23 protein-coding genes and 1 other RNA gene are annotated in these 22,540 nt (G+C 50.7%); 15 read left to right on the top strand and 9 right to left on the bottom strand.

Features of this window, described 5'->3' with window-relative positions; genetic code table 11:
* The first annotated feature begins 96 nt into the window (after positions 1-96).
* The 3 genes from ilvA (at position 97) to ACFODX_RS02780 (ending at position 4,851) form a co-directional block, all read left to right on the top strand.
* Positions 97-1,659, top strand: coding sequence for a threonine ammonia-lyase, biosynthetic (gene ilvA / locus ACFODX_RS02790; RefSeq protein ID WP_378116946.1), 1,563 nt, complete (start codon positions 97-99; stop codon positions 1,657-1,659).
* A 230-nt stretch (positions 1,660-1,889) separates the two neighbouring features.
* Positions 1,890-4,457: a family 20 glycosylhydrolase gene (locus ACFODX_RS02785; protein ID WP_378115831.1), complete on the top strand. Its 2,568-nt coding sequence runs from the start codon at positions 1,890-1,892 to the stop codon at positions 4,455-4,457.
* A gap of 271 nt (positions 4,458-4,728) precedes the next feature.
* Positions 4,729-4,851, top strand: coding sequence for a hypothetical protein (locus ACFODX_RS02780; RefSeq protein ID WP_378115829.1), 123 nt, complete (start codon positions 4,729-4,731; stop codon positions 4,849-4,851).
* Positions 4,852-4,948: 97 nt separating this feature from the next.
* Here ACFODX_RS02780 and ACFODX_RS02775 read toward each other — a convergent pair whose 3' ends face one another.
* The 4 genes from ACFODX_RS02775 to ACFODX_RS02760 form a co-directional block, all read right to left on the bottom strand.
* Positions 4,949-5,575, bottom strand: coding sequence for a 5-formyltetrahydrofolate cyclo-ligase (locus tag ACFODX_RS02775; protein WP_378115827.1), 627 nt, complete (start codon positions 5,573-5,575; stop codon positions 4,949-4,951).
* 51 nt (positions 5,576-5,626) lie between these two features.
* Positions 5,627-5,805, bottom strand: a non-coding RNA gene (ssrS, locus tag ACFODX_RS02770) — 6S RNA.
* Positions 5,806-5,950: 145 nt separating this feature from the next.
* Complete coding sequence (locus ACFODX_RS02765) at positions 5,951-6,253, bottom strand: cell division protein ZapA (protein ID WP_378115825.1); 303 nt, start codon at positions 6,251-6,253, stop codon at positions 5,951-5,953.
* A gap of 12 nt (positions 6,254-6,265) precedes the next feature.
* Complete coding sequence (locus tag ACFODX_RS02760) at positions 6,266-6,472, bottom strand: TIGR02449 family protein (RefSeq protein ID WP_378115823.1); 207 nt, start codon at positions 6,470-6,472, stop codon at positions 6,266-6,268.
* Between the two features lie 231 nt (positions 6,473-6,703).
* Between ACFODX_RS02760 and ACFODX_RS02755 the strand changes: the two genes are divergently transcribed.
* From ACFODX_RS02755 to ACFODX_RS02715, 9 genes are all read left to right on the top strand, one after another.
* The gene (locus ACFODX_RS02755) at positions 6,704-7,309 is read left to right on the top strand and encodes a UPF0149 family protein (protein ID WP_378115821.1); all 606 of its coding nucleotides are present in this window, start codon (positions 6,704-6,706) and stop codon (positions 7,307-7,309) included.
* 42 nt (positions 7,310-7,351) lie between these two features.
* Positions 7,352-8,665: a Xaa-Pro aminopeptidase gene (gene pepP, locus ACFODX_RS02750; RefSeq protein ID WP_378115819.1), complete on the top strand. Its 1,314-nt coding sequence runs from the start codon at positions 7,352-7,354 to the stop codon at positions 8,663-8,665.
* A 34-nt stretch (positions 8,666-8,699) separates the two neighbouring features.
* Positions 8,700-11,231: a 2-octaprenyl-6-methoxyphenyl hydroxylase gene (gene ubiH, locus ACFODX_RS02745; protein WP_378115817.1), complete on the top strand. Its 2,532-nt coding sequence runs from the start codon at positions 8,700-8,702 to the stop codon at positions 11,229-11,231.
* Between the two features lie 33 nt (positions 11,232-11,264).
* Positions 11,265-11,786: an MgtC/SapB family protein gene (locus tag ACFODX_RS02740; RefSeq protein WP_378115815.1), complete on the top strand. Its 522-nt coding sequence runs from the start codon at positions 11,265-11,267 to the stop codon at positions 11,784-11,786.
* Between the two features lie 36 nt (positions 11,787-11,822).
* Entirely contained in the window at positions 11,823-12,197 is a 375-nt protein-coding gene (locus tag ACFODX_RS02735) for a hypothetical protein (protein WP_378115813.1), read from the top strand.
* 281 nt (positions 12,198-12,478) lie between these two features.
* The gene (locus ACFODX_RS02730) at positions 12,479-12,688 is read left to right on the top strand and encodes a cold-shock protein (RefSeq protein ID WP_324256977.1); all 210 of its coding nucleotides are present in this window, start codon (positions 12,479-12,481) and stop codon (positions 12,686-12,688) included.
* A gap of 196 nt (positions 12,689-12,884) precedes the next feature.
* Positions 12,885-13,202 carry a DUF3301 domain-containing protein gene (locus tag ACFODX_RS02725; protein WP_378115810.1) on the top strand — a complete coding sequence of 106 codons (318 nt, stop codon included), beginning with the start codon at positions 12,885-12,887 and terminating at the stop codon, positions 13,200-13,202.
* Positions 13,203-13,245: 43 nt separating this feature from the next.
* On the top strand, positions 13,246-13,800 hold the full coding sequence (locus ACFODX_RS02720) for an NUDIX domain-containing protein (RefSeq protein ID WP_378115808.1): 555 nt from the start codon (positions 13,246-13,248) through the stop codon (positions 13,798-13,800).
* Positions 13,801-13,915: 115 nt separating this feature from the next.
* Positions 13,916-14,758: a hypothetical protein gene (locus tag ACFODX_RS02715; protein ID WP_378115806.1), complete on the top strand. Its 843-nt coding sequence runs from the start codon at positions 13,916-13,918 to the stop codon at positions 14,756-14,758.
* A gap of 99 nt (positions 14,759-14,857) precedes the next feature.
* Here ACFODX_RS02715 and ACFODX_RS02710 read toward each other — a convergent pair whose 3' ends face one another.
* A complete protein-coding gene (locus ACFODX_RS02710) occupies positions 14,858-15,580 on the bottom strand; it encodes an acyltransferase (protein ID WP_378115804.1) in 723 nt (240 codons plus the stop codon).
* Between the two features lie 103 nt (positions 15,581-15,683).
* Here ACFODX_RS02710 and ACFODX_RS02705 point away from each other — a divergent pair, with 103 nt between their 5' ends.
* The gene (locus ACFODX_RS02705) at positions 15,684-16,307 is read left to right on the top strand and encodes a class I SAM-dependent methyltransferase (protein WP_378115802.1); all 624 of its coding nucleotides are present in this window, start codon (positions 15,684-15,686) and stop codon (positions 16,305-16,307) included.
* A 40-nt stretch (positions 16,308-16,347) separates the two neighbouring features.
* Here the strand turns inward: ACFODX_RS02705 and ACFODX_RS02700 are convergent, their stop codons facing one another.
* Positions 16,348-17,202 (bottom strand): MipA/OmpV family protein, encoded by an 855-nt coding sequence (locus ACFODX_RS02700; protein ID WP_378115801.1) that lies wholly within the window; start codon positions 17,200-17,202, stop codon positions 16,348-16,350.
* A 184-nt stretch (positions 17,203-17,386) separates the two neighbouring features.
* On the opposite strand from ACFODX_RS02700, the gene dbpA reads away from it, so the two are divergent.
* The gene (gene dbpA, locus ACFODX_RS02695) at positions 17,387-18,763 is read left to right on the top strand and encodes an ATP-dependent RNA helicase DbpA (RefSeq protein WP_378115799.1); all 1,377 of its coding nucleotides are present in this window, start codon (positions 17,387-17,389) and stop codon (positions 18,761-18,763) included.
* 206 nt (positions 18,764-18,969) lie between these two features.
* Positions 18,970-20,283, top strand: a complete 1,314-nt coding sequence (locus tag ACFODX_RS02690; RefSeq protein WP_378115797.1) for a gluconate:H+ symporter — start codon at positions 18,970-18,972, stop codon at positions 20,281-20,283.
* Positions 20,284-20,356: 73 nt separating this feature from the next.
* Here the strand turns inward: ACFODX_RS02690 and hslO are convergent, their stop codons facing one another.
* The 3 genes from hslO to yrfG form a co-directional block, all read right to left on the bottom strand.
* Positions 20,357-21,262, bottom strand: a complete 906-nt coding sequence (gene hslO, locus ACFODX_RS02685) for an Hsp33 family molecular chaperone HslO (RefSeq protein ID WP_378115795.1) — start codon at positions 21,260-21,262, stop codon at positions 20,357-20,359.
* Between the two features lie 162 nt (positions 21,263-21,424).
* Complete coding sequence (locus tag ACFODX_RS02680) at positions 21,425-21,859, bottom strand: RNA-binding S4 domain-containing protein (protein WP_378115793.1); 435 nt, start codon at positions 21,857-21,859, stop codon at positions 21,425-21,427.
* Positions 21,856-22,518 carry a GMP/IMP nucleotidase gene (gene yrfG, locus ACFODX_RS02675; RefSeq protein WP_378115791.1) on the bottom strand — a complete coding sequence of 221 codons (663 nt, stop codon included), beginning with the start codon at positions 22,516-22,518 and terminating at the stop codon, positions 21,856-21,858. The genes ACFODX_RS02680 and yrfG overlap by 4 nt, the downstream gene beginning before the upstream one ends.
* Between the last annotated feature and the right edge of the window lie 22 nt (positions 22,519-22,540).

Raw genomic sequence — 22,540 nt, 5'->3', positions numbered from 1 at the left:
GTTTTTTTGCTCCTCCCCCTTTTCAAGGGGGAGGCTGGGAGGGGGTTTGAAATGCGCACGCATTATACGGATTTTCGCCGTGCCAGCGGCGGCTAAATTGTTTACACTGCGGCGACATTTTTCTCCCTCCAAGCAAGAACTGACATGCCTGAAACCTACATAAAACGCATACTCAACGCCCGTATTTACGACCTCGCGGTGGAAACACCACTCGATGAAGCGCGCCTGCTTTCCGCGCGCACTGGCAACAAAGTGCTGCTCAAGCGCGAAGATTTGCAGCCAGTGTTTTCGTTCAAATTGCGCGGTGCCTACAACAAGCTGCAAATGCTCTCTGAAGCCGAACGCGCGCGTGGTGTGATTGCGGCGTCGGCCGGCAACCATGCCCAGGGTTTGGCGCTGGGTTCCCAGCATTTGGGTATTAAGGCGACTATCGTGATGCCGCGCACGACCCCGGCGATCAAAGTAGATGCGGTAAAAGCACGCGGTGCCAAGGTGGTGTTGCACGGCGATAGTTATGACGAAGCCTCGGCGCACGCCAAAAAACTGGTGGAAGAAAAAGGCATGACCTATATCCACCCCTTTGATGACCCGGATGTAATTGCCGGCCAGGGCACCATCGGCATGGAAATCCTGCGCCAGTACCCCGGCAAGATCGACGCGATTTTTATCGCCGTAGGTGGCGGTGGTTTGGCAGCCGGTATCGGCGCCTATGTGAAATACCTGCGCCCCGAGACCAAAATCATCGCCGTGGAATCGGAAGAATCAGCCTGTTTGCTTGCGGCGATGGAAAAGAAAAAACGGGTGGTTTTGCCGCAGGTGGGCATCTTTGCTGACGGTATCGCCGTAGCGCAAATCGGCGAGGAAACCTTCCGCGTGTTGCGCAAGGTAGTCGATGAGTGCATGACCGTGAGTAATGACGAAATCTGCGCGGGCATCAAAGATATTTTTGAAGACACCCGCTCCATCGCCGAACCTGCCGGTGCGGTGAGTGTGGCCGGTTTGAAAAAATACGTGGCCGAGCGCGGCATCACCGGGCAAACCTTTGTGGCTATCGACTGCGGCGCCAACATCAATTTTGATCGCCTGCGTTACATCAGCGAGCGCACTGAAATTGGCGAACAGCGCGAGGCGATTCTGGCGGTGACTATTCCCGAGCGCCCCGGTGCCTACAAAGAATTTTGTAAGGCGCTGGGCAAACGCAATATCACTGAATTTAACTATCGCTACGCCGATGCCAAAGATGCACGCATTTTTGTGGGTGTGCAGGTGGCGGCGGGCGGCACGGATCGCGCTGATCTGGTGGCGGAATTAAAAGCCCAGGGCTACGACCTGGTGGATATGACCGAAAACGAGCTGGCGAAATTACACATTCGCCACCTGGTAGGCGGCCACGCCCCGCATATCACCGACGAAGTGCTCTATCGCTTTGAATTCCCCGAGCGCCCCGGCGCGCTCATGACCTTCCTCACCAAGGTCGCCGGTCGCTGGAACATTTCCCTGTTCCACTATCGCAACCACGGCTCAGCTTCAGCACGGGTATTGGTGGGCATGCAGGTGCCTAAAAAGGATTATGCCGAGCTGAAAACCTTTTTAAGCGAGCTGAATTATCCCTTCTGGGATGAAACCAAAAACGAAGCCTATAAGTTCTTTTTGGGTTAATTCTTTGATAGCTATGAATTCACAGGGGGCGCTTCGGCGCCCTTTGTTGTTTTTAGCAGGGTTGTTTTTAGCATGGTTGTTTTTAGCATGGTTATTTGGGGGGGCGTGGTTTTAAAGGTTAATTTATGTTCAGCAGCTGGCGGCGGGGCGATTTTGGTGTAATCTTGGACAACGTTGTCAGAAGTGGTTGTCTGGCTCCCTATTCAATCAATAAAACCTCGGGGGTTGTAATGAGAGTATCTGGTCGTGGGTTGTATCGGGGCGCGCTGGCGGCCCTGGTTATGGCGTTGGTGCCGGGAGCCTATGCGGGCAATTTGAGCCAGCAGCAGTTAACCGCCTTTGGTGCTGAGGCAAAATTGGAGTTTGCAGTGGTTTCCAATTTTGCAGCCAAACCTCAAGCCAGGCTTAGTCTGAGCAATTCATCGTCGGTTGCGCTGCCTGCCGGTGCGGGCGACTGGAGCATCTACCTGCATTCCGTGCGCAAGTTGGATGAAGTGGAAGTCAGCGGCTTGAAACTGCGTCACCTGCAGGGCGATTTGCATGAAATCGCCCCTACGGCAGCCTTTAAAGGGCTGGCGGTGGGCGCCACTATTGAGATCCCCTATTCGGCAAGCGCGCACTTGGTGAGTTACAGCGACTTTATGCCGCGCGCGTTTATAGCCCAGCCTGGGTTGAATGCGGTGGTGTTTGCCAATACCGACAGCGAAAACCTGCAGAACTTTATCGCCCCCATAACAACCCCTGAGCAACAGCTGCGCAACAATACTGATCGCTATGAAATTGCCACGGCTGCCAGCCGCTACGAGCAGAACCTTGCCGTCAATTCGATTAAGGTGGAGTCCGGCAACAAAATTATCCCCACGCCCAAACAGGTGAAATATCGCAGCGGCACTGTTGCTGTGGATGGTAGCTGGCAGGTTAGTTTTGCCGGGCGTTTGGCGGGCGAGTCGAACTACTTACTGGAGCAGCTCAAGGCATACGGCCTGACGCTTAAAGCCAGTGCCGATCACATCGCCCTTACTGGCAAGTTGATTGAATTGCGTGTCGATGCCAGCAAAGCTGAGCCAGAGGGCTACTTGCTGAATATCGCAGCTGACAAGATTACGGTTACCGGTGGTGACAACGCCGGCGCCTTTTACGGTATCCAAAGTTTATTGAGCCTTTTACCGGCACCGGGTGCAAGCAAGCTTGAAGTTCCTCTGCTGAGCGTAACCGACGCCCCGCGTTTTGACTGGCGCGGTATGCATTACGACATGGCGCGTAACTTCCACAGCAAAGAGGTCACCCTGCGGCTTATTGAGCAGATGGCGCGCTACAAACTCAACAAGTTGCATTTGCACCTGACAGAAGATGAAGGCTGGCGCTTGCAAATACCCGGCCTGCCGGAGCTGACCGACATAGGTGGCAAACGCTGCTTTGACCTGAGCGAGCAGTCCTGCCTGCTTACCCAGTTGGGCACCGGTCCCCACGCCTCTGGCTCGGGTAATGGTTATTACACCACTGAGGATTTCATCGAGATCATTAAATTCGCCCATGCGCGCCACATAGAGGTTATCCCGGAAATCGACATGCCCGGCCACGCCCGCGCTGCCGTCAAGGCGATGGAAGCGCGCTACAACCGTCTGCTCAAAGCGGGCGATAAAGCCGCCGCCGAGCGCTATTTATTGTCCGACCCGCAGGATAAATCCCAATACATTACCGTGCAGAATTACACCGATAACTCCATCAACGTGTGCATGCCCTCCACCTATGTGTTTGTGGACAAGGTGATTTATGAGCTGCAGCAGATGTACCGCAAAGCCGGCACCAAACTGCAGACCTTCCATATGGGGGGCGATGAAGTGGGCGCAGGTTCCTGGACGGCATCGCCCGCCTGTGAAGCGCTGTTTGCCAAAGGCGAACAGGGTGTCGCCGGTGTGGCTGACCTCAAGCCCTACTTTGTCAGCAAACTTGCCGCGATTACCCATACTCGCGGCTTGGCGCTGGCCGGCTGGGAAGATGGTTTGATGTACGACCCCAACAACACCTTCAATCGCGAGCAATTTGCCAACAAAACCGTGCTGGCCAATGCCTGGGATAACATCTGGGAATGGGGCGTGGCCGACCGCGCCTATCGCTTGGCCAATGCCGGTTACGAGGTGATTTTGTCGCCCGGCACCCATCTGTATTTCGATCACCCGCATGAAGCCCACCCGGAGGAACGCGGCTACTACTGGGCGACGCGCTACAGCAGCACCGAAAAAGTCTTTGGTTTTATGCCCGACAACCTCTACGCCAATGCCGACAAAACCCGTATGGGTGAGCCGATAGGAAATCTGGAGGCGCTGGTAGGGCGCGCTCTGCCGGGGCTGGAAAAACCGGAAAACCTGCGCGGCATTCAGGGGCAGCTCTGGAGCGAAACAGTGCGCACCGGCGCGCAGTTTGAGCAAATGATTTACCCGCGCTTAATAAGCCTGGCCGAGCGCGCCTGGCACAAGGCCGAGTGGGAGGGCGATAAACCCGATAACCGCGCCCGCCAACAGGATTGGGCGAATTTTGCAGTGCAGTTAAGCCAGAAGGAGTTGCCCAAGTTGGCTGCTTTAGGGGGGGATTTTTACCTGCCGCCCCCTGGCGCCAAAATCGAAAATGGCAAGCTCTTGGTCAACACCTCGCTCCCCGGTCTGGCAACCGAGTTCAGTGTGGATGGAGGCAAGTCCTGGAAACTCGTCGATGGTGCTGAAATCCTGGAGTCAGGCACTGCCAAGGTGCGTTCACGGCTTGGCAATGTCACCAGTCGCCATGTCGAAGTTGGTCAATAACTGACGAGAAAGTGCACCGGTTACCGGTGCCATCTCCTGCTTTCGTCTGGGCTGTTGCGGCCAGTTCGCCGACGTTATGTGGTTTTTTGTGACAGCTTTGACAAAAATATGTCATTTATTGCGAATTTAAAGGTTATAGCGATTTGATTATTCCAAATAATTGCCTATTATTTGATCGCGCCACAGTCTTTTGACTGCTGTGTGGTTGGCATAAAAACTGCTCTTTTTAATACCTGTTAAATTCAAAGCAATAATATGCAAGGCTGCCACCATGAAAGTTGATGTTCTCTCCGTCGTAACCGTGATTTTTTGCGTAGGAGTGTGCATTACCCTGTTGGATTTTGGCGCTTTGGTCTCTTTTGCTGAAGCGGCTGTCGAATCTGTGTCTGAGTAATTGCTCAAGCCCGCGAGGGCGAGAAGGAATTGTCCCCCCAACTCCCGCTTCGGCGGGAGTTGTGTTTTAAGGCTGGGTAAAGCCTGCTACTGCCTGCTTAGGGTTTGGTGGTCAACATGCCGGTATCGGTCGCAATCGCAAACAGCGGTATGTCCCAGCTGTCGGTCGGCAGGTATTCGGTTTGCTGGCAGCTGTGTGCCAAACCAATCAAATAGGGTTTCCCTGCGGGCTTCTTTTTCTTGAAGGCAAAGGTTGAATCGTAAAAGCCGCCGCCCATGCCCAGGCGCGCACCCTGTGCGTCAAATCCCACCAGCGGCATCAACACAACATCCAGCAAATTGGCCGGCAGGCGATGCTCATGGCGATGGTCTGGCTCGGGTATGCCGTAACGGTTGGGGGTGAGTTGGCTGTTGGCGGTAAATTCCACAAACCACAAATCCCTGCTTTTACCGGGGCGCAGAACTGGCAGGTAAGTATGCTTCTCCATTTTCCAGAGTTGCTGAGCTACCGGGCGCGGATCTATCTCCCCGTCGCTCGCGATATACAGCGCTATATGCTGGGCACGCATGAATTGTGGCACTTTCATTAGCTGGCGCAGCAGTTGTAGTGAAGCCTGCTGCTGCTGGGCTGGCGTCAAGCTGCGGCGCGCGGCGCGCAATTGGCTGCGCAGTTGCTGTTTCAAGCTGGATGCGTCAGAGGGGGGCAAGCTAGTGGAATCGGCCATAAATCAAACAGCCTTGGCAAAAATCTAAGGGATTTAACGCGGAGAGAAATAAGAGACCCCGAAATGCCGCTACCAAGCTGGCCTTGAACCCAAAGGTTCAAGGTGGCGATACCTGTGGTTCTTTAGGCTTTCCGTCAGGCGGACATGCACACCGAACACTAACGAGATACTGCCGGGCTAACATTTATCGGCTCAAGGACATTGTTGGATTGCAAACATTCCAGGGCGTGGCGCCAGTATAACCCAGACTTATGTGCCTTCCGCAAATGAATTTATGCTTGGGTAGTGGCAGCGTTTAGGAAATATTCGTCTTAAACGCTGCTGGTAAAATGACAGAAAATAAGCTTGCGCTCAGAATTGCAGCAAAGCGTTTTTTTAATCGGCAGTGTTGTGTAAAGCGCGATCCAATTTGTCGTTTAAACGCAGTAAATCGCTGTGGCTCGCCGCACCGCCAGCGGAATAGTTCGCTGTTTTGGCCTGCAGCAATTCGTGGCTCAGGTTGAGTGCTGCCATCACCGCGATGCGCTCCAAACCAATCACGGCACCGGTGCCGCGAATCGCTTTCATGCGCTCGTCCAACAATTGGGCGGATTCCACCAACGCCTGGCGCTCTTCGCGCGGGCAGGCGACTTGGTACTCTTTATCGAGAATTTTGACAAAAACGGTTTCGTTGCTCATTGGTGGCCCTGCTTATTCGGCGTCCAGATTACGGAGATGGGTGATCATGGCTTCCACACGGCTGCGGGCCAGTTCATTCTTTTCGATCAGGCGCACACGTTCGCGCTGCCATTCGCTTTCGCGCGCTTTCAGCTCGGCGTTTTCCTGTTGCAGGCGACTGCACTGCAAAATCAGCTTATCCAGCTTGGTTTCGAGGGCGAGTAAAAGATCGTCAGACATGATAATAATTAACCAATAAATAGCGCGGGTCGCCCACTATATTGTGCGCCCTGCATGGGGTCAATCGCACAGCCCAAGTTAAGGTAAATTCGAGAAGTTGGATGTTATTAAATGATTAACCGATAAGTTTTACTTGAGCTGAATCAATAGCAGGATTTGCACTATAAAAAGTTTGCTCAGGCGCCAGAGTCAATCGTGGTAGCATTCAACCACTGATTAAACGAGGCCGATATGAGCGAACACACATCCTCCGGGCAACTGCTTAGCCCCCTGAATTTTGACGACCTTGCCAATTTGCTGGCACCCCTTGGAACCCTGAATAGTCCCTCTGAGTTGCACGGTTTGCTGTGCGGCAAACTGGCCGGAGGCGCGAGCCTTAGCGAGGTTCATTGGCTGTTGGACGCAGTGGAATTTTTGGATTTTATTGCCGCGCCGGACGAATCGGTGCGTATTGCCTTGAGCAAACTCTATCAAGTCACACTGGAGCAATTGCAGGGTGCCTTTGGGTTGAAATTAATGTTGCCCGACGACGACTCGCTACTGAGCGAGCGAGCGCGTGCCTTGAGTGAATGGTGCCACGGTTTCCTCAGCGGTTTTGGCAGCGTGGATCATCAGGGCAAACGCCAGATCAGCGAAGAGGCCGCAGAAATGTTGCAGGACATTGCCAACATTGTGCAAATCCAGGTGGATGATGAAGAGGATGAGCCCAGTGCCGAAGCCGACTACATGGAAGTGACCGAATATGTGCGCGTGGCGGTAAGCAATCTCTACGATGAGTTTGCGCCTGAACAAATTGCGGCGCCCGGTAGCGCGCCCGCGTCAGACACTCTGCATTAATTCACAGCCGCTCTGCTTAACGAAACGCTTGCGAGAATTTCTATGAGAATTAGCAAAACCGAATTCGCCCGCCGTCGCAAACAATTAATGGCCATGATGGAACCCAATTCCATCGCCATAGTGCCCGCTGCACCCGAGCGCACCCGCAGTCGCGATACGGAATATCACTACCGTCAGGACAGTGACTTTTTATACCTGTCAGGTTTTGAAGAGCCGAGTGCGGTGCTGGTATTAATTCCCGGCCGCGATCACGGCGAATTTGTGTTGTTTGTGCGCGAGCGCAATCGCGAGCGTGAAATTTGGGACGGCTATCGCGCCGGCCCCGAAGGTGCCTGCAGCGAATTTGATGCCGACGATGCCTTTCCCATTGACGATATCGACGATATTTTGCCTGGCCTGCTGGAAGGCAAGCAGCGCGTGTATTACGCCATGGGGAAAGATGCCGATTTTGATAAACACGTCATGGACTGGGTTAACACCATTCGCGCCAAAGTGCGCTCGGGCGCTACACCGCCCGGTGAATTTTTGGATTTAAGCCACTTCCTCAATGAACTGCGTTTATTTAAAAGCGCTGCCGAATTACGTGTGATGAAAGAAGCCGGCGATATTTCTGCACGCGCCCATGTGCGCGCCATGAAAGCGAGTAAAGCGGGGGTGATGGAATATCAACTCGAAGCCGAAATTTTGCATGAGTTCCAGATGAGCGGTGCGCGTTTTCCTGCGTACAACACCATTGTTGGCGGTGGGAAAAATGGCTGCATTTTGCATTACATTGAAAATTCCGCGCCGCTTAAAAATGGCGACCTGGTATTAATTGATGCCGGTTGCGAATTGGATTATTACGCTGCCGATATCACTCGCACTTTTCCAGTCAATGGAAAATTTTCGCCCGAACAAAAAGCGCTGTACGAAATTTGTTTGCAAGCCCAGTTGGACGCCATCGCCCAATGTAAACCGGGCAACCACTGGAATGATCCGCACGAAGCAACGGTGCGTGTTATCACCCAGGGTTTGGTGCAGCTCGGTTTGTTGGAAGGCGATGTCAACGAATTGATAAAAAGCGAAGCCTACAAAGAATTTTATATGCACCGCGCCGGCCACTGGCTGGGTATGGATGTGCACGACGTGGGCGATTACAAAGTGGGTGGTGAATGGCGCGTGCTGGAACCGGGCATGGTGCTCACCGTAGAGCCGGGTATTTATGTGGCGCCCGATAACGAGCGGGTTGCCAAAAAATGGCGCGGCATTGGCATTCGCATTGAAGATGATGTGGCCATCACCAAAGACGGTCACGAAGTGCTTACCGCCGGCGTACCAAAAACTGTGGCGGATATTGAAGCGCTCATGGCGAATTAATTTTTTGCTTTTTTCAAGGTGATGTTTTCTGCCTATGTTGCAAACCATTGAATGTGATATCGCCATTATCGGCGGCGGCATGGTGGGTACTAGCCTTGCCAGTTTGTTGGCGGCGAGCCAGCCGCAGTTGCGCATCGCTCTGATTGAAGCCCAGCCCTTTGCGCAGGCCGACGAGCTGCATTTTCAACCGAGTTTTGATGCGCGTTCTACCGCGCTCTCTTACGGCAGTGCCAAGGTGCTGCGCGAGTTGGGTTTGTGGCAAACCTTGCAGCAACACATCACGCCTATCACGCAGGTGCATGTATCTGATCGCGGTCATTTTCTCGGTGGTGTTATAGATGCTGCTGAAAATAATTTGGATGCCGTTGGTTATGTGGTGGAAAACGCCTGGCTTGGTAAAGTGTTGCTGGCGCAGGTGCAGGCGCAAAAAAATATTCAATGTTTTGCTGCTTCAGTTGTTACCGGTTTAACGCCCCAGCAAGATGGTGCACTGCTCAGCGTAATCGCCAATAAACAAGATTTTTATCTAAAAACCGCGCTGGCCGTCGTGGCTGATGGCGGCGATTCACCGCTGCGCAGCGCGCTGGGCATAGGCACACAAACGCGCGCCTATGGCCAGACTGCGATTATCACCAATGTCGAATTTTCCGAACCCCATCAAGGTATCGCCTACGAGCGGTTTACCGATCAAGGCCCGCTGGCACTGCTGCCGCTGGGTGAATCAGTGCATGCGCAGCAGTCGGCATTGGTATGGACATTACCCTCATCACAGGCCGATGACATACTCGCCTTGAGCGATGCCGATTTTCTTGCGCAACTACAGCAGCGTTTCGGTTTCCGTGTTGGGCATTTCAAGCGAGTTGCAGCGCGTTACGCCTATTCTTTGCAGTTGGTTCTCGCCGAGGAACAAATTCGTTCACATTTAGTGCTGCTGGGCAATGCCGCGCATTTTTTACATCCGGTGGCCGGTCAGGGTTTTAACCTCGCATTGCGCGATTGTGTGTGTTTGGTAGAAACCCTGCGCGAGGCAATCGCACAACAAAAAAATCCCGGCGATTTGGCGGTGTTGCAAAACTATTTGCACAGGCAAACGCTCGATCAGCAAATCACCGTGGAATTTAGCGATAAATTAGTGCGCCTGTTTTCCAGCGACTATTTGCCTTTTATCGCCCTGCGTCATTTGGGTTTATTGAGCCTGGAGTCCATCCCCTTCATTAAACAGCAATTTGTGGCGCAAACCATGGGCACCGCTGGCCGTCAATTTCGCTGGAAATTGGATGAAGCAAATACTGCGACAGCAAGTCATCAGGCAACTATGAATGGCGGTGAATCGGCGGCGGTTAAAACGCACACCGATAACACCGATTTTGATTTGGTTATCGTCGGTGCGGGATTGGTGGGTGCATCACTGGCTTGTGCCGTTGCGCAAACAGAGGCTGCGCAGGCGCTGCGTATTGCGGTGATTGAAAGTGGTAATCAACTAGACGAATTTTCCGGCGAGCATTTTGATCCGCGTGTCGTTGCGCTCACCCATGCATCGCAACAATTATTAACGGATATAGGCTGTTGGCAGGGCATTGTGGCGCAGCGTTTGTGTGCCTATCGCGAAATGAAAGTGTGGGATGGTGAAGGCACAGCGGCTATTGAATTTGATTGCGCGGATGTACAGCAATCGCACCTTGGCCACATTGTTGAAAACTCGGTAATCGTCAAACAATTGCGCGCGCGTATGGCGCAGCTGCCCAACATCCAACTGATCCAACCGGCTGCTGTTGCCCGGATTATTCCTGCACAGCCCCAGTATCCACGCACCAGAGTGCAATTGACCAGCGGTGCGGAAATTAGCGCGAGCTTATTAATCGCGGCAGACGGAGCCAAGTCGCAAGTGCGTGAATTGGCGGGTTTTGCAACGCGTGAATGGGACTACGGCCAACAGGCTATTATCACCACGGTGCGCACAGAAAAATCCCATGAGTTTACCGCCTGGCAGCGGTTTATGCACACCGGCCCCCTGGCATTTTTGCCGCTCCAACAGCATGGTGATAGCCACCAATGTTCCATTGTTTGGTCGGCTGAAGACGACCTGGCGCAAGCGCTAATGGCATTGGATGATGAGGCGTTTTGCACGCGGTTGACCGCTGCTTTTGAGGCGCGCCTTGGCAAGGTGATTAGCTGTGACAAACGCTACGCCATTCCGCTGCGCCAGCGCCATGCCACTTCCTACATACAGCCAGGTATCGCCTTGGTAGGCGATGCGGCTCACAACATTCACCCACTTGCCGGTCAGGGCGTTAACCTGGGCTTACTGGACGTTATCGCTTTGAGCCAGGAGTTGGAGCGTGCGTTGGCGCGCGACCTGCCGCTGGGCGATTACTCCATTCTGCGCCGCTACCAGCGCCAGCGGCTTGCCGCCAACCTTGGCATGATGTCGGCAATGGAGGCGTTTAAGCATTTATTTGGCAGTCGTTCGCTGGCCGTGAACTGGTTGCGCAACACCGGCATGCGCCAGCTAAACTCGGTACAGGCTATTAAAAAAGTAATTATCAACACGGCGTTGGGCGTGTAGCGGCGCCGTGCGGATATTGGGTGGATACTGGTTATGAGCTTGGATTGGAACACCATATTTAGTGTGCAACCATTTGAGTGGGCCTCTATTGGCACCGCTATTTTGTGCGGCACCATCATCGGTATAGAGCGGCAGCTGCGCGGTAAGCCGGTGGGTATTCGCACCTCGTCGTTAATTACTTTGGGTACCTATTTGTTTATCGCCGCCTCGCTGTTTGCCGCCTCGCATTTTTCCGGACCGGAAAAAGTGGTTACCGATCCATCGCGCATCATTGGGCAAGTTATTACCGGGATCGGTTTTTTGGGTGCCGGTGTCATGCTGGCGCGGGATGGTTTTGTATTGGGCGTCACCTCCGCCGCAACAATCTGGGCGCTGGCATCTATCGGGGTTGTAATTGCGATAGGTTTTAATCTGGTGGCGATTAAATTATCGCTGGTTGTGATTGCGGTATTGGTGGGCGTGGATTTACTGGAGGATTACTCCCAGTCATTTACGCGTGGCGTACACAAAAAATATCAAACCTGGCGCGGCAAAGATAAACACAGTTCGGATTGAGCGGTGTAAAAAAGTAACACTAGAGTGAATTTGTTTATGTCAAAAATACTAATTGTCGCAAAGCTATTAAATGTAATTCTGCTGCTGATATTAATCGCTGCAGTTTGCGGTTTTATTTCATTCGCCAATGTTTATGGATTATTTTTAGCGGTGGTTACTGCCCTGATTGCCTGGGGGGTATATCAGCACAAACGCTGGGGTTATTTTGCGGCAGCGGCTTGGGCACTGGCGTGTTACCAATTATCCAAGCAGGGTTATGAGTTTCAAGCGATAAAACGTCAGGTCATGATCCTGGGGTTCGTTTTGATTCCGGTTGCACTGTTTTTGCACGAAACCCTGGGTAAAGCAGCAAGTAAATCTGCACAAAATAATGGCAAAAATGACGAGATAAACCGCAATATGCCCGAATAAATGGGTGCTCGTTACACACCATTACAAAAAGTGGCGATAATCGCTAATTTCGCCGATAAGCGCTTGACTCCCAATATCCAAGTGCTTTAATTTTGGTTTGCTACAGATTGAGATCCGCACCAAGACTAGGCTTTTGTAAGACAACACTTGCTCAAGACACTTGGACGTACCACGACCTGAGCAATAGCTTTATTTCAAGCTATTTCACTCTGGCTTTTAGTAAAGTCGGTTTTTTTGTTCGGTCAGCTGCGCTGACGTTTTAGATGCAAGATGAGGAAACTATGTCAGATCTAGTCTCTGGTGTTGTTAAGTGGTTCAACGATGACAAAGGTTACGGTTTTATTGAGCGTGAAGGTGGTGCAGATGTGTTTGTACACTTCCGTGCAATCAACGGTTCAGGCCGTAAGACTTTGAAAGAAGGTCAAAAAGTGACTTTTGAAGTGACCCAAGGTCAAAAAGGTCCACAAGCTGAAAACGTAACTCCTCTTTAAGATGAGTTGGTTTTTCAAAAAGGGTGATTGAGTGATCAATCACCCTTTGTTTTTTTAGCGAGATTGTTTTTGGCGAGATTGTTTTTTTGACGGTCGTTAGTTTTAGCCCAGTGGCTTGGCTACAGTTTATTGCGCCAAAGTTCCTTCCTCTTTTCGCAGACATACAGACTAGCTGTTATGTGCGCCGGCTTTTTTCATGTTCGATTTACAATCCATTCTCTGGCTGACCTTAATTATTCTGACTGTTTATTACTGGCGTGGTGCTTTGCTGGTAAAAGAGCGCGCCTTTGCCGCGGCACAAAAACGCTGCGAAGAAATGCAGGTGCAATTGTTGGATGAAACAATCTACTTGCGTCGCATTTGGTTTAAGCGCAATGCACAAGGCGTATTGTCGCTGTGGCGCGCATTTTATTTTGAATTCACCGTCACTGGTGGAGATCGTTATTTTGGGCGGGTGGTGATGCTCGGCAAGCATATAACTCAGGTCGAGCTGGACCCACACCGCCTGCACTAATTGATGTGTAAAAAATATTTTATTGTTAATTCGGATCAAGGTCATGAGTGAAAAATATATCAACCAGAAAACCGGTGGCTGGAAAACCAAAACTTCTGCGGTTGTTTATGAAAACCCTTGGATCAGCGTCACCCATAATGAAGTGATAACTCCCAAAGGCACCGATGGTATTTACGGTGTGGTGCATTTTAAAAATACGGCAATTGGTGTTGTGCCTATTGATGATCAGGGCAATACCTGGCTGGTCAAACAAAGTCGCTACAGCCTTGATCAATACACCTGGGAGATTCCCGAGGGCGGGTGCCCGCAGGGTGAAAGCCCACTGGAAGCAGCAAAGCGCGAATTGGAAGAAGAAGTGGGTATGCAAGCGCGCACTTGGCAGCAGCTAATGACCATGCATTTATCCAATTCAGTGACAGATGAATTTTGTGTGGTGTTTGTCGCGCGTGAATTATTTGCAGGAACCCAGCAGCTGGAAGCAACAGAAGATATTGAGGTGAAAAAGTTGCCGTTACAGGAGGCGATTAACATGGTATTGCGCGGTGAAATTACCGATGCCATTTCGGTGGCCGCATTGCTGCGTTTGGCGGTTCAATAGTTTTGCGGCAATAAATACATTTTTTAACAACTCGCCAGGATTGCTCAATTTAAAGTAAAACTCCGGTATTAGGTTATTAGGTTCGCCAAAAAATGAGTAGATTAAGGAAATCCCCATGAACACTATACGCACAATAACGACAGTATTCTGTTTGGTCGCATCCTCTTGGGTAACTGCAAATACCTGCGAAAATAATTTTCGCGCAGAGGGCGACCCGCGCAACGGCGCGGAATTTTCTACCAACATTAATATCGCTAACTTGAATGCATCCAGCGCATTGGGGCAGTTGCGCGCTATTGCACTTGCCGATGGTTTTAACGTGTTAGGTGAGGAACTTGACGCGGCGCAGGGAACGCTGACGATTGAGCAAAAAAATGGCCGTCATCCTTTCCTGATTTATTTGACTGCGGCAAACAAAGGCACCTCGGCAGACGTAAGTATTAACACTCGCTTGAACCGGCGCACAGTGGCTAAACCTGAGGATATTCGCAAGGGTATGTGCGGCATGATTGCGCGTATCAAAACCGGTGTGGAAGGCGAAAAAATTGCCGCCGCTGCGCGTGCGGCGATTGTCCCTGAGCCGCTGGTAGAAATTCAGCCCCGTTGGTTGGCGAAAGATATTTATCGCATGGCTAAACGCAAAACGGCCGAAATGATTACCGCGCACTACAAAGGCAAACGCTATCTGCTGGATGGCACTGTCGGCACACCGCTGGAAAATGATGGCACTATCGAGTTGTGGTACAAGGTGACTATTGATCGCAACAGTATCTTTGAAACACTGGACACCAAAGAGTCTATGTTCTGGCCGCCGATTGTGTGTCGCATGGCGCCTGAAGATCGCGCCCGGGCAGCAAAATTACAAGAGGGTGAGTTTGCAAAATTAACCGGTACAGTTGATCACTATTGGCAGGGCAGCCCGAGTAAACTGGTATTAAAAGATTGTCGTTTTCACTGATCTATCGAGTGTTTGAATGAGGCCGCTGATGCGGCCTTTTTCGTTTTTGAAGTAGATCAATAATAAGATGAGTGCGAGAAAAATATTAAGCCCCGGATGTTAGTCAAACCGATTGGGTTTGATCACGCTGCGCAACCAATCCCGCCAACCGTTGTTACCCAACATTAATTTATCTAGCTGATCCTGATTATAAAAATAATGTTCGGGATCTTTAAATAACAATTCGCGCTTTAACATGCGACGATTGGGGTTAATGGTTTTAATGACCCGCGCCGGATTGCCGGCGGCGATACAATTAGCGGGAATATCTTTAGTGACCACGGCGCCAGTGCCAACCACTGAGTTTTCGCCAATGCGCACACCTTTAGTGACAATAACGCTTTCGCCCAGCCAGACATTATTTTCAATCACTACCGGTTTGGTGCAGCGAAACGGGCGAATGCGGTTATAAATACCGTGCCAATCGCTATCGCTAATGGTGACTTTTGCAGCGAGCATACAGTTGTCGCCAATGTGGATGGATTGCGCGGCGGAAATACGCACACCGGGAGAAATCAAACAATAATCACCAATGCGAATTTCCGCATTGGCCTGTTTGCTTGGCCAGGTGGTAAAACGAATGCAGTTGTCGCTTGCGCAAATAATTTGTGCAAATTTTCCCAAGTGAATATTGCGACCAAAAATAACCAGGCTGCGCGGATGAGCGACTTCGGGAATGCTGCCTAAACTATCAAATTGCGGTGCAATAAAACGGCGCACGTACCAATGATTGATGCGTTTATAAATGGTTTTGATCCAATAGGGTGTTGTGCTGCGGCGCATAAATTTTATCGCAGTAAAGTCGGTTGCCAAGGTTGTAAAATCGGCAATAGTTTATGAATTAGCTCTGTTAGAATGCCGGCCTTGATTATGGGTGAGAAACATTATGCTGCCAATGCAAAGTTTGGGTGTTGATATAGAAACCGTGAAAGGTTTTTTGGATGCGCAAGAAGGCGCTGCGTTATTTGACGCTGCGCTCACCAGCGCAGCACTTGGCCCCTGTTTGGAGATTGGCAGTTATTGCGGAAAATCCACCGTGTATTTAGGGCGTGCCTGCGAGCAAAAAAATACGCTGTTGTTTGCGGTAGATCACCATCGCGGTTCGGAAGAGCATCAATTGGGCGAGGAATATCACGACCCGCAACTGTTTGATGCGCAGCAGGGGCGCATGGATAGTTTTCGCGAATTTCGCACCACCCTTGCACGCGCACAACTGGAAAATACGGTGGTGCCGATTGTGGCGCCCTCGGCATTAGCCGCGCGCTATTGGAATACGCCGCTGGGAATGGTGTTTATTGATGGCGGCCACAGTATGGAGGCCGCGCTCACCGATTATCGCTGCTGGGCACCCCATGTGGTGCGCGGCGGCCTGCTCGCGATTCACGATGTTTTCCCCAACCCTGCTGATGGTGGCCGCCCGCCATTTGAGATTTGGCAACTTGCGCAGGCGTCAGGTTTGTTTGAGGCTATGCCTTTAGTCAAAACGCTGGGTATTTTGAGGCGTTTGTAATGCTGTGTTGCGTTTGTTAGTTGCAGCAATTATTTCCGCTTTATTTAATTACCCAAATAAACGCAATGCCGCCGCGCAGGCTGTGGTTTTCCACTACCAGCGGGCTGTCAGTAATATCGCTATGCTCAATATTGTCGTAGCGAACAAACAAGGCGAGGCGAGTATTAATACCTTGCAGCGACAATTGACGGCTAAAAGAAAAATTATTATTCCAGCCGCTGTAACCTGCGCGCGCATTAAACTCCGCGCGATCTGCCGTGACATATTCAGCGGCTACGCGGTAGTAGTAATCGTGGTAATCGTTGCTGGCAAAAGTAATGCCGGCGCGATAATTAAATGTCCAGTGTGAAAATTTGGTGCGATACACCAGCTGTGGTTGTACCAGTGTTCCCAAGTAGCCCGATTCATCGGCACCAATCGCAAAAACGGCGCGCCAGGGCAATTGCAAATGCCAGCCTCGACTAAAATCTTCGCCAGTTAAATTGAAATTAAATGAAGGTCCCAGCTCCAGGGTGGAACCCAATTCCGGCATGCCTTGGCGCAGGGTGTTTTTTTCGGTTTCCGGTGTAATAGATGCACTGGCGCTGAGCGTAAATTCATATTGATCGGTGCGCAAAAAATTGCCGCGCACACCTTCGCGATCCGAGCGAATGTATTTTCCGCGATAGATAAAGTAGGGGATGGGGCTAATAAAACTGCGGTATTCGTCCGAGCCGCGATAATCCGGCCCGCCTACGGCGCCCAGCCCCAGGCCTAACTCCCAATTTTTAGCTGTGGTCGCTGCAGGATTTTCGGTCGCTGCCATAGCGCTAATGACAATGCTGAACCACAGCCCTGAAACCGCCGCCAGATAGGGTAAAAACGTCAAAAAAGTTGAGCGATAAAGCGCACGCATAGATAACCTGAAACTATTGATGGGCGAAGAAACTGATAAAGGAAGAAGCGAAATCGATTCTTGTGCCGCTCCTGGGGATGGGCGACTTGGGTGGATTTTACTGGTATTCTGCGGCGCATATCTATTAGTTACACGACCAACACGGTGATAGCGCCATGTTGGTTCCTACCTCAAAGAGTCGCTTGTGAATTCAACTGCATTTTCCAATTTACCGCTCAGTGCGGACATGCTGGCCAACCTGGAATCCCTGGGTTACCACGAAATGACACCCATTCAGGCACAAAGCCTGCCGCTGGTATTGGCGGGGCGCGATGTCATTGCCAAAGCCAAAACCGGCAGCGGTAAAACGGCCGCTTTTGGTATCGCCCTGTTAGAAAAATTAAACGTGCGTTTTTTTGGCGTGCAGGCCTTGGTGCTTTGTCCTACACGCGAATTAGCGGATCAGGTGGCTAAAGAAATTCGTCGCCTCGCGCGCCTCACGCACAATGTAAAAGTGTTAACACTGTGCGGCGGTGTATCCATTGGCCCGCAAATCGGTTCACTGGAGCGCGGTGCGCATATTGTGGTGGGCACACCGGGGCGTATTGTCGATCATATTCGCAAAGGCACTTTGAAGCTGGATACCATTAACCAACTGGTGTTGGATGAAGCTGACCGCATGTTGGAAATGGGGTTTGCCGAGGATATAGACACTGTACTGGATGCCTGCAATACCGAGCGCCAGACCTTATTGTTTTCCGCAACTTACCCCGACAATATTCAAAAAATCAGCGCGCGCTGCCAGCGTGATCCGCAGATGATTGCGGTGGAATCCATCCACAGCGAAACCCACATAGAACAGCATTTTTATGAATTGCGCAGCGATGAAGAAATCTACCCCGCTGTGCTTGCGCTGCTTGCACATTTTCAACCCGCAAGTTCGATTGCGTTTTGCAACACCAAATTAAGCTGCGATGAATTACTGGAATATTTGCGCAAGCAAGGTGTAAATGCCTTGGCATTACACGGTGATTTGGAACAAAAAGAGCGCGATCAAGTGTTGGTGCGTTTTGCCAACAAAAGTTGTTCAGTATTAATTGCTACCGACGTAGCGGCGCGCGGCATTGATGTCAAAGGTTTGGATGCAGTGATCAATGTCGATTTAGCGCGCGACAGTGAAGTGCATGTGCATCGCATTGGTCGCACCGGGCGCGCGGGTGAATCAGGCTTGGCGTTAAATTTAGTGGTGCAAAAAGAAGTGCACAAAATTAATCGCCTTGAAGATTACATGAAGCAGTCAATCACACTGGAGTCATTGCCAGTCGCGGATAAAAAATCCATGCCGGAAGTGACTATGGTGACGCTGAATATTGATGGCGGTAAAAAAGATAAATTGCGCCCCGGTGATATTATCGGCGCCTTAACCAAGGATGCCGGTTTACCTTTTGAAAAAATTGGCAAGATTGATGTGTTTGATTTTGCGACCTATGTGGCGGTGGATAAATCTATCGCCCGCGTTGCCCTGGAACAGTTGAGCCAAGGGAAACTAAAAGGGCGCAAGTTCAGGGCGCGCAAACTGTAACTGGCGTTTAGTTATTGGTATAACTTTTTATCGAAGTGACAAGAGGTGAAGTTCAAGTTGCTGTTTGAGACTGTCGGAGGCATGGATGCCGACGACAAGCCTCCAGGGATGGATTTACGGCGTGTCTCAAACAGCAACTTGAAATTCAACTCGCTCTAGCAGCTCAAGTTAATCTAAAAATAATCAATAAATAAAAAGGAGACTTCATGGCCATAGCCGCTGTTGTGATTGCCATTCTGATTCTGGTGATATTAATCACCGGCGTAAAACTGAACCCCTTTCTGGCGTTTTTGGTTTCATCCATTGCCGCCGCCGTTATGCTGGGTATTCCGCTGGAAAAAATCCCCGGTGTTATTGAAACCGGTATTGGCAGTATTCTTGGCTCGCTGGCTGTCATTTTGTGTGTGGGTGCCATGTTTGGAAAGCTGGTGGCAGAATCCGGTGCGGCGCAGCAAATCAGCAGCAGCTTAATGCGCTGGTGCGGTAAAAAATATATTACCTGGGCGCTCATGCTGACCGGTTTTATTGTGGGCTTGCCACTGTTTTATAACGTGGGTTTTGTGTTGCTGGTGCCCTTGGTTTTTTCGGTGATGTACCAAACCAAATTGCCCGCGGTTTATTTGGGTATTCCGCTGCTCGCCGCGCTGTCAGTAACCCACGGTTTCTTGCCGCCGCATCCCTCGCCAGTTGCACTCATTCCGCAATTTGGTGCTGATATGGGCACAACATTATTTTATGGAATTATTGTTGCCATCCCCACCATGATTATCGCTGGCCCGATTTTCAGCGCGCGATTAAAAAATATTCGCAGTACACCGCTTGCTACATTCGAGCCTACCGATTTACCTTCCGATCAACTACCCGGTATTGCCAACAGTTTTTTTACATCACTCTTACCGGTAGTGATGATCGCCTTGTCCAGCCTTGCTATTTATTTATTGCCGGGTGCCATAGCGCAAACGCCCTGGGTACAGTTGCTTAGCAATTCGATGATTGTGCTATTGATTGCGCTTGCACTTGCCACTTATACGCTGGGTATAAAACGCGGCATGAGTATGGCGCGAGTGATGGCCATTTATGGCGATGCGATAAAAGATATTGCGGTGATTTTATTAATTGTTGCGGGCGCAGGTGCGCTTAAACAAGTGATGGTGGAGAGTGGTGTGAGTGAGCAGCTGGCTTATTCGCTAAAGACCGTTGCACTCAACCCACTGGTTTTGGCTTGGTTGATCGCCACTATTATCCGCATCGCCTTGGGTTCCGCCACAGTCGCCGGTTTAACTGCGGCGGGTATAGTTGCGCCAATTATTCCACTCACTGGCGCCGACCCCAACTTGATGGTGCTGGCAATTGGCGCAGGCAGCTTGATGTGCTCCCACGTGAATGATTCGGGTTTTTGGATGTACAAGGAATATTTTAATTTAAGCATCAAGGACACGTTTAAATCCTGGACGCTGATGGAAACTATTGTGGGTGTGGTGGGGCTGATGGGTGTGTTGGTGTTAGATATTTTTGTTTGATTATTTAATTTAATGCCTGACTTTTTAATCAGGCGCTCGGGCAGACAATTGCCCGAGCGCTAAAAAAACGGTTTTAATGCAATACATTTCCGCCTAACAACTGACGAATTTCATCGGCAGCAAAATGATAATGCTGGTTGCAGAATTGGCAGTCGATATCAATACTGCCGCGCTCTACCAGCAGCTCTTCTACCTCCTCTTTTCCAATAGATAATAATGCACTGGCGCTGCGCTCGCGTGAGCAGCTGCACGCAAAGTGCAGGGCTTTGGGTTCAAACAAACGCAGGGGGTGTTCGTTAAACAAACGGTAGAGCACGGTGCTGTGTTCAAGCTCCAATAGTTCTTCTTGTTTAATGGTGTCGGCCAGAGCGATAACGGTTTCCCATTTGTCGCGGTTGTCATCAGCATTGGTAATTAATTGCTGCGGCAGGGCCTGCACTAAAAAGCCACTCACAGTATTTTCATTTGCCGCAAACCAAATGCGGGTCGCGAGCTGTTCCGATTGCTGGAAATAATGTTCCAGGCAACCGGCCAGGTTGTCGGCATCCATCGGCACTATGCCTTGGTGACGTTCGAGTTTGCCGCCAAAATTTTCGGTGCGCTGGGGTTCAATGGTAATCACCAAAACACCGTTGCCGAGTAATTGTTGCAGGTTGCCCGTTTGCGCCAAGTCATCGCTTAGTTCAGCCTCGGGATGCAAACGCACAATGCCACGTAAGCTGTTGTGATGGTTACACTCCGCCATAATCGTGGAAATGGCACCGTCACCGCGCGCTTGTAAAATAATTTTGCCATCAAATTTTAAGGTGCTGGATAACAAACCCACTGCCGCGAGAAATTCACCCAGCAGGCGATGGATGGCGGGCGCCTGTGGATTGTGGCTGAGCACTTCGCGATAGCTATCGCCCAGGGTAATAATTTCACCGCGAATATCGCAGTCATCAAATAAAAAGCGGTGCAGTAAGTCGTTACTTGGCATGGTGGAATCTCTTTAAAAAATTACGCAGATCTCAGCAGGGTGGCAGACAGTTGGGCAAGACTGTCGGAGACATGGATGTCGACGACAAGCCTCCATGGATGGATTTACGGCGTGTCTTGACCGGCTGTCTGCCATCCTGCGGAACAGTGCAAAAAATGAAATCTAATCACTATCGCCCAGCAAATTAATTCGCTGGAAGCGATGAATATGGCGGCGTTCTTTTTTGTTGGGACGATGGTCGCTCACAATAAAACTGCCCAAGCCCGCTTTGCGTTCAGCGGCGCGTTTTTCGCGCAGGGCTTTACTCTGCTCGGTTTCTTCATAAAGTAGCGCCGCTTCCGGTGCGCCACGCCGTTGGGCTGAGAGCGCTTTAATGATCACCGTTTTTTCATCCCAATCCTGGCGGATAGTTAATTCCAATCCGACCAGTGCTTCTTTGCTGGGTTTAACGCGCTGACCATCGCAATGGATTTTCCCGCCATCAATCGCCTGCTTGGCGAGCATCCGCGTTTTAAAAAAGCGTGCGGCCCAGAGCCATTTATCGATGCGGATTTTGTCATCATCCTCATCGTCGTGAAGTTGTTTTTGTTTACTCATACAGCAACTGGGTCCGGCATGATTTCATCGAAATGGTGAATGGCAGGGTACTGCTCCATGCGCCGTTCCATTTGGCTATCGGGTTGATGAATGCCAATTAAATATTTAATGCCAAAGGTTTTGGCGGAATCGAGAATGCGCACAGTGTCGTCGATAAACAGGGTGCGTTCGGGATCAAAATGCTCAAACGCTTGCAGCTGCTGCCAAAATTTTTGCGACTCTTTGGGTTCGTTAAATTGATGCGAGGAAATAATCACATCCAGTAGCGAATCAATTTGCGTCACTTCCATTTTGAGTGACAGGCTTTGCGGGTGAGCATTGGTGACCAGCAGGACTTTTTTGCCCAGTGCGCGCAAGCGCGTAAGAAATTCACCTACGTGCGGGCGAATCTGGATTTTGTGTTTCACTTCTTCTTTCAAGCTGGGGATATCTACATCCAACGCCTTGGACCAAAATTCCAGGCAGTACCACTGCAGTGTGCCTTCATATTGTTGGATGTGGTTTTTTAATTTGGCATTGGCTTCGGCCAGATCCACCTTGTGAATTTCGGCGTAGCGCTGGGGCAGGTGATCCAGCCAAAAAAAATTGTCGAAGTGAAGGTCTAACAAGGTACCATCCATATCCAACATGACGGTATCTATTAAATCCCAGTTGATCATAATATTGTCTCTAGCCACTTTT

This window comes from Cellvibrio fontiphilus, from assembly GCF_042646205.1.
GTDB lineage: Bacteria > Pseudomonadota > Gammaproteobacteria > Pseudomonadales > Cellvibrionaceae > Cellvibrio > Cellvibrio fontiphilus_A.
Note: the sequence above shows the minus strand (reverse complement) of the source record. Positions and strands in the feature narration are given on the sequence as shown.

Coding starts and splice junctions, on each gene's coding strand:
- ACFODX_RS02785 (WP_378115831.1), top strand. CDS start 1,890: ATGAGAGTATCTGGTCGTGGGTTGTATCGGGGCGCGCTGGCGGCCCTG.
- ACFODX_RS02780 (WP_378115829.1), top strand. CDS start 4,729: ATGAAAGTTGATGTTCTCTCCGTCGTAACCGTGATTTTTTGCGTAGGA.
- ACFODX_RS02775 (WP_378115827.1), bottom strand. CDS start 5,575: ATGGCCGATTCCACTAGCTTGCCCCCCTCTGACGCATCCAGCTTGAAA.
- ACFODX_RS02765 (WP_378115825.1), bottom strand. CDS start 6,253: ATGAGCAACGAAACCGTTTTTGTCAAAATTCTCGATAAAGAGTACCAA.
- ACFODX_RS02760 (WP_378115823.1), bottom strand. CDS start 6,472: ATGTCTGACGATCTTTTACTCGCCCTCGAAACCAAGCTGGATAAGCTG.
- ACFODX_RS02755 (WP_378115821.1), top strand. CDS start 6,704: ATGAGCGAACACACATCCTCCGGGCAACTGCTTAGCCCCCTGAATTTT.
- pepP (WP_378115819.1), top strand. CDS start 7,352: ATGAGAATTAGCAAAACCGAATTCGCCCGCCGTCGCAAACAATTAATG.
- ubiH (WP_378115817.1), top strand. CDS start 8,700: ATGTTGCAAACCATTGAATGTGATATCGCCATTATCGGCGGCGGCATG.
- ACFODX_RS02740 (WP_378115815.1), top strand. CDS start 11,265: ATGAGCTTGGATTGGAACACCATATTTAGTGTGCAACCATTTGAGTGG.
- ACFODX_RS02735 (WP_378115813.1), top strand. CDS start 11,823: ATGTCAAAAATACTAATTGTCGCAAAGCTATTAAATGTAATTCTGCTG.
- ACFODX_RS02730 (WP_324256977.1), top strand. CDS start 12,479: ATGTCAGATCTAGTCTCTGGTGTTGTTAAGTGGTTCAACGATGACAAA.
- ACFODX_RS02725 (WP_378115810.1), top strand. CDS start 12,885: ATGTTCGATTTACAATCCATTCTCTGGCTGACCTTAATTATTCTGACT.
- ACFODX_RS02720 (WP_378115808.1), top strand. CDS start 13,246: ATGAGTGAAAAATATATCAACCAGAAAACCGGTGGCTGGAAAACCAAA.
- ACFODX_RS02715 (WP_378115806.1), top strand. CDS start 13,916: ATGAACACTATACGCACAATAACGACAGTATTCTGTTTGGTCGCATCC.
- ACFODX_RS02710 (WP_378115804.1), bottom strand. CDS start 15,580: ATGCGCCGCAGCACAACACCCTATTGGATCAAAACCATTTATAAACGC.
- ACFODX_RS02705 (WP_378115802.1), top strand. CDS start 15,684: ATGCTGCCAATGCAAAGTTTGGGTGTTGATATAGAAACCGTGAAAGGT.
- ACFODX_RS02700 (WP_378115801.1), bottom strand. CDS start 17,202: ATGCGTGCGCTTTATCGCTCAACTTTTTTGACGTTTTTACCCTATCTG.
- ACFODX_RS02690 (WP_378115797.1), top strand. CDS start 18,970: ATGGCCATAGCCGCTGTTGTGATTGCCATTCTGATTCTGGTGATATTA.
- hslO (WP_378115795.1), bottom strand. CDS start 21,262: ATGCCAAGTAACGACTTACTGCACCGCTTTTTATTTGATGACTGCGAT.
- ACFODX_RS02680 (WP_378115793.1), bottom strand. CDS start 21,859: ATGAGTAAACAAAAACAACTTCACGACGATGAGGATGATGACAAAATC.
- yrfG (WP_378115791.1), bottom strand. CDS start 22,518: ATGATCAACTGGGATTTAATAGATACCGTCATGTTGGATATGGATGGT.